Source organism: Pseudomonas sp. CDFA 610 (assembly GCF_021147865.1).
Lineage (GTDB): Bacteria > Pseudomonadota > Gammaproteobacteria > Pseudomonadales > Pseudomonadaceae > Aquipseudomonas > Aquipseudomonas alliivorans.
This window is the reverse complement of the sequence record NZ_JAGTPM010000021.1, coordinates 1-5,601: the sequence shown is the minus strand read 5'-3', so window position 1 is coordinate 5,601 and position 5,601 is coordinate 1. Positions and strand designations below refer to the sequence as shown.

Sequence of the window (5,601 nt, the reverse complement as noted above, 5' to 3'; positions counted from 1 at the left end):
CCCCCCACACAACCCACTTCTCAACCATTCTCTCATCTCCTGTTTCACAAACCTGCGAAGCCCTATCGAATCCTGATCGCTTGCTCAACCTAACTCCGAAATCACTCTCCATTCACTAAAACAGTGATCATTGCCAACTTAGTCACGTTCACCAAAACAGTGATCATCACTAACTTACTGAGCACTACAAGTCACCGATCAGGCCGATTACTACCGCACTTGATTTACGCTATAAATACGTCAGTAATCCTGCTTGCCGCATTCAAGCCAGTTCGAAATAATCAAAAAACCTCAACGAGATTGTAGCTCGTGGGAGCGCTTATGCCTGCACATTTCACTCCACTCCCAATCTTCGCCACCAAAGCAAGAGCTGGTCGTTCACTTGTGCGAACTATATGGCGTGATGAGTTAAGTAATACAGCGCAAGATGCAATGCGCATACATAACTACATCAACGCCCGGCCGTCCTATTGCCTCGATCTAATGGCATCCATTGCAGAGCACATCCACCGTGACAAGTATGAATGATAAAATGCCGCCACAATTTATTTTATAAAATCAGGACGCGACAATTATTATATCAATCTGTCTGGCATGTTGACGCTTACTGCCACCTACCGGAACGGATAAGACAAGTTTGGAAAGCTCGGAGCACCGTTCGAAATTCCCTGATCCCCCATCCAACCTTTATGCTGCTAGATAGAGGAAGTCGAGTCAATTCCTGGCTTGACCACCCGCAGCAGGCCATCCTATTTAACTGTTTAGAACAGCGGCATGGCATCTATCAGTGAACTCACTCTCCAAATCGTGCTCGTAATACAGCGCATCTAGCCAGAAAAACCCAGAATGGGGCGTCTTATCAGCCAGCGATTTCATATCGTTACCGCTGAGCTTAGGCAAGTGGAAATTTATGATCTCGAATGCGAAAGATGCGGATGCCATCGCCCTATGCACCTTATGGGACTCCATCGCCCCTACAATGCCTCTCGGCAGGCGCTTGCGAGGCCGCAACTGGTATCGCGTCTTAGCACTAAAGGCCAACTCAGAATAAATCCAGGGAGAAAGCGTGCGATCTCCTTCAGCGAACCCCTCATGCCCTTTGATACTCACGGAATTTTGGGTGTTGAAAAAGATAAAACACTCCGTTGCATCAATCATTCGATGCAACTCCTCATTTAGCATCAGAAACAGAGACGCCGCCACCTCATTGCATTTATCGTAAGAAAAGTTAGTAACACCTCCCACCTCTTCCTTGTCCGAGTAATGAGCATTGATCTTAAAAAGCAAATCGCCCACGTAGCCCCACACGCAGGAGTCTACGAAGACTTCAACGCCCCGCTTCTCCAAAGAGAGCGCAAACTCGATGGCTTCGCGCTCATCGCGATGAGAATGCGACAGGAACACATGGGCTTCCTGTTGGGGGAAGATTTTTTTAGCGAGCTTCTTCGCGTCGATCACGTCCTTTTTATCAATCTGACCTATTATATAGTCAGCCAGGTCATTGACCGTTGCGTTGCGGGCCTGCTTGCGGTAATTATCAATAGCCATATTACTGATCATCTCGAACGGCTTGTAGTGCTCAAGCTCAAAACCCAGATACATATTGCCCTCTATTTTTTCACGAGAATCCGAACACCAGCTATTGGACTGGAACTTAACTGCGCAGCCAAGACTCAAGAGTTACGGCTGAATCCGTTTTTTGTGAATAAACCATCCAGAGCTCATTTGCGTAGCCCTGAAGCCTTCCCCAAATTATTCTTTGATACAACCCCATGTACTCCCAAGATGACCAGGCATCATCACCTGCAGAATCAGAAGCACCGAAAATGGCGATTGTCTGGATACCCTTTTTTCCATCGGCGAGGCCCAACTCCCACGGAACCCATCGACTATCTTTGCTATTGGGACTTGTAAGCAGCACAAACCGCTTGCACTCAGCAATCCGCTTTTTTAGCAACTCAGCCGTCTGTTCCGACGTGTGATCCGGCATTGCGGGGTCTATCTCATCGATATAAGGTATGCCCCCGTGACTGGCGATAACCTCGATGGCGCCTTCCACTAACTCTCCATCTTTGCTGGAGTGTGAGATAAAGGTCAGTTTGTGCGCTGAGGCAGCCAAAGATTTCGTGAAGTAGCGGCTCTGAGAGGCATTGGCAGCAATATTTTTTAGTTCAGTTCTGGTGACGTTACGTGCCATTTTACTCAGCCGTTAATTGAAACTGATTTTCCACAAGTCGGGCTCATACATTTACCGATACGGATCATTTACGAAAGCCCAGAAATCCGAGCGTAATTCTGGTGAACCTTCCACATACAGCCGCTGATCCAGCTGGTTGATCAGGGGATACAAACCTAAGTATTCCTGCCCATCGAATCCGGAACTCACTGTATCTACCAGGGGAAGGATAGCGACACCACCTTCCTTGTAGCCGTCAAAATAGCCCAGCTCCCAAGGCATCCATTTTGACAGCCCAGATCGGTCAGTCGCTATGTAGACTAAGCTTGAGCAGTTGCGCATGCGCTGACGCAAGCGCTCCGCCGTTTTCTTGTCGACACGCTCTCGATCCAGCTCTTCATCTTCAACCCAATCAATGTAAACGCTGTACCCCTGCTCTTTAAGCAGCGTTGCCACGCCTTTTACCAGATCTTGATCCAGCATCGAATGGGACAAAAACACGTCGAACCGCTCATCCGAGTAGGACTCAAGTCCTGCGACTTGATCGAGCATATTTTCCGAGCGGCGCGCCGCAGCCCTTGCCTGCTCTTTGGTGAAGAAAGCCATGTAATACCTCTTGGAAGAATAAGGGGGTACGCTTACGCGAACTCCTTGATTGCCGTCTCGATCCACGTAGGCAGATTCGCTTTGATGACCCCGTAGGCGTCATTTGAGCTTGGATCGTACACCTTAGGTGTATAGACGGTTCCGTTGGCCCGCTTCAGAGTCAAGGTGCTGAAGGGGTTAGTTCCATATGTCCCGATGCCAGCGCTCGGGCATTTGAGGTTGTGGATACGAACACCTAGCATCGGAATACCGAGCTCCCAAGCCCTCATGATTTCATATCGCACCCACTTACGGCTCGCGGTTTCCGCTCCGATCAAAACCACCAGACAGGTCTTGCGTTGGAGATTCTCGGTGATCCAGCGCTTCACGCCGTCTTCCGAACGCTTGATTTCTTCCCAGCGGTTTGGGCTGACCGGCTCATCTCCGTCGATAACGCCCATATTACGAATCTGCTGGACGCGCAATACATCTTTGCCAAAATGAAAGCTGTAAAAAATATTACGTTTCATGGTTCACGCCCCCTCCAGTTTCTTGACGATTCTGAGCACTGTGTCCTCGATAGCTTTAGCGCCAATCGAGCGATCGTTAAGTTTCTTCAGTTCATCGGCCAGCCAAATATCTTCAGGCACATAGGTACCGGGATCTGCAATCACCTTCTCGGCCAGTTCCTTCGCCATATAGCCAGTCGCGCCAATAGGTACCGGAACGACACCCTGGGCAACGGCGATGTCAAATTCCTTTTGAACACCCCCGGCGTTTTCGATGCCGTTTTGGCCAACCTTATTGCCAAAGACAAACAGCGCAATGCCTGACAGCGAGATCATGCGCTCGCGGTACTGTTGCCATAACACCCCCAAATCCTGGCCTTGCGATGCCACTTGGGGAAATGGCCTCATGACCAACTGATCTTCTGAATACCTCTCTGGATTTGAGTAGATGGCGTCCAAAGCACCGTTGATCACGGCGCTTCCGACGCCCCAACCAAATCCATTCACCACCCGGTAGCCGGCTCGAACTAGGCTGGATGAGAGTGTGTGGATGAAGTTCAGCGCATCATTCTTTTCCCAATCACCGTATTCCTCCGCGCTACCCGCAATGAAGATAGTTTTCTTGAGGAACTGCTCCTCAATGGCTCTCAGAATCTTGGGGATGTCGTCGTACTCCTCGACCAGGAGCGTTTGGATTCCAAAACGCTTTAGATCTTGAATGTGCAATTCCTGCTTGCGCCGGCGGTAGCGCACTGCCTCAGCATCTTCCTTTTCATACGGAGTGGAGGGCTCGCGGCGCAAAAAGCAGTAGTGCTCGCGCCGCGCATGCGGTGGCACGTGCAGTCGACTCAATACATAGTCAAGGTTAGGGTCGGTGAAGCTGAAGCCAATGAACAGGAAGGTCTTGGAGATCAAGTCACCGCTCAAAGCGGTGACAAACGCTTCATGCGTCTTGTAGTACTGCTCGTACTGAGATTTATGGAGGATGGCTTGGTTGGGAGACAGGGCATCGCCGTGCATTTTGTAAACAACGGCATCGCGTTTCGGCCGCGTGGTCAAAAGGTCAGAAACCTGATGCTTTACATCCGGAACACGCTGGTTTTTACGTAGCGTGCCTTCAATGAGCTGGTCGTAGTTGGTCGTCCAGTATGTTCTGATCGGCAATCGGGCCAGAATTTGGTGTGATTGCGAGGGCTCCGCATGCTCGGAGAATTCGTCAATGATACGACGCGCCAATCCACCTGATCCGCTGCGCTCGTTAACGTGAAACTGGGCGAGCGAGACCAGGTCGTGCTCCTTGTCAACCGAAAGCCCTAGTTCTTCCGCCACTTCTCGCATCAGCTCTGGCCAGTTCACATACCCGCTGTCCCGAGAAAGCCCGGCCCCTGCGAAAACTGCGGCAACACCCTCATTCAAATCACGAACGTACCGACGAATAAAAATTTCAATTTCTGATGAAAACTTTTTCCGCATACAAGCGTCTTCCCTAGATACTCGCCAGCAAACAATCTGCGGCGGTCTATGAACACGACGCAGTCTAGAGCCGCTGAACGGCTCGCTAATTAAAGCTACGCCAATATTTATGAATATAGCTGTGCGACTAAAGTCGCCTTGAAATCATCAAAAAATATAGACCCAAAAAAACTAAATGCTGTGTTCCCATCGTCAACCTGAAGCGGGCGGCTTCTCCATAGCGCATTTCTGCAGCGGGTTTTCCATCAATGCTGAGTCTCATCCGGCACGCACCATTGAATCGCTCCTGATTTCATAGACGCATTCAATTGTCCGACTTTTGCCAATTAGCCAGTTCTGATACGAAAGCGGGTCGAAAGTCGCCTGACCCAACCGGCGGCTTTAGGCCGGAAACAGTGTTTCATAAACATCCTCTTGTGGCCGCTAGCTGAATCGCGGAGGATGGACGCTCGACTGTATCAGCCCAGATATGGCATTTCACGTAGGAATGAATCCGTGCGAACAATCGTGAAATGCCAAGATTCAGGTGATGGCAGCGGAGACGTCGTCATTGATCTCTCACCAGATGTGCTTGCCGCAATGAACGTAGATTTGGGTGATTCGTTGAGCATCGAGTTGATGGACGATCGATAGTGCTAAAGCCAGTTCGAGACACTGACATGGAATGTTGACGCCGATATCAGCCGATAGCCGACGACAGACCTCTTGCGCGCAAGCGGGCATTAGTAAACAGCACCTTTCACCAGAAGCGGACGTCCGCTAGGCTCTGTACGAAATCATCTGAAACTCATTTGAACCCAGCAAGCGTCGGGAGTCAGTAAAGTCCGCGTCCATCAACGGCAGGAGCCCACGATGGCC

General features: G+C 50.2%; 5 protein-coding genes. All 5 read right to left on the bottom strand.

All coding sequences use genetic code 11. The features are described 5' to 3' along the window. Positions 1-753 precede the first annotated feature (753 nt). The 5 genes from KDX39_RS26255 to KDX39_RS26235 are packed head-to-tail and all read right to left on the bottom strand — an operon-like array spanning position 754 to position 4,743. The gene (locus KDX39_RS26255) at positions 754-1,602 is read right to left on the bottom strand and encodes a toll/interleukin-1 receptor domain-containing protein (RefSeq protein ID WP_231662365.1); all 849 of its coding nucleotides are present in this window, start codon (positions 1,600-1,602) and stop codon (positions 754-756) included. Between the two features lie 52 nt (positions 1,603-1,654). Then, a complete protein-coding gene (locus KDX39_RS26250; RefSeq protein ID WP_231662364.1) occupies positions 1,655-2,197 on the bottom strand; it encodes a toll/interleukin-1 receptor domain-containing protein in 543 nt (180 codons plus the stop codon). A 51-nt stretch (positions 2,198-2,248) separates the two neighbouring features. After that, positions 2,249-2,782 (bottom strand): toll/interleukin-1 receptor domain-containing protein, encoded by a 534-nt coding sequence (locus KDX39_RS26245; protein ID WP_231662363.1) that lies wholly within the window; start codon positions 2,780-2,782, stop codon positions 2,249-2,251. 32 nt (positions 2,783-2,814) lie between these two features. Beyond that, the gene (locus KDX39_RS26240) at positions 2,815-3,291 is read right to left on the bottom strand and encodes a TIR domain-containing protein (RefSeq protein ID WP_231662362.1); all 477 of its coding nucleotides are present in this window, start codon (positions 3,289-3,291) and stop codon (positions 2,815-2,817) included. A gap of 3 nt (positions 3,292-3,294) precedes the next feature. Next, a complete protein-coding gene (locus KDX39_RS26235; RefSeq protein ID WP_231662361.1) occupies positions 3,295-4,743 on the bottom strand; it encodes an SIR2 family protein in 1,449 nt (482 codons plus the stop codon). Between the last annotated feature and the right edge of the window lie 858 nt (positions 4,744-5,601).

Coding starts and splice junctions, on each gene's coding strand:
- KDX39_RS26255 (WP_231662365.1), bottom strand. CDS start 1,602: ATGTATCTGGGTTTTGAGCTTGAGCACTACAAGCCGTTCGAGATGATC.
- KDX39_RS26250 (WP_231662364.1), bottom strand. CDS start 2,197: ATGGCACGTAACGTCACCAGAACTGAACTAAAAAATATTGCTGCCAAT.
- KDX39_RS26245 (WP_231662363.1), bottom strand. CDS start 2,782: ATGGCTTTCTTCACCAAAGAGCAGGCAAGGGCTGCGGCGCGCCGCTCG.
- KDX39_RS26240 (WP_231662362.1), bottom strand. CDS start 3,291: ATGAAACGTAATATTTTTTACAGCTTTCATTTTGGCAAAGATGTATTG.
- KDX39_RS26235 (WP_231662361.1), bottom strand. CDS start 4,743: ATGCGGAAAAAGTTTTCATCAGAAATTGAAATTTTTATTCGTCGGTAC.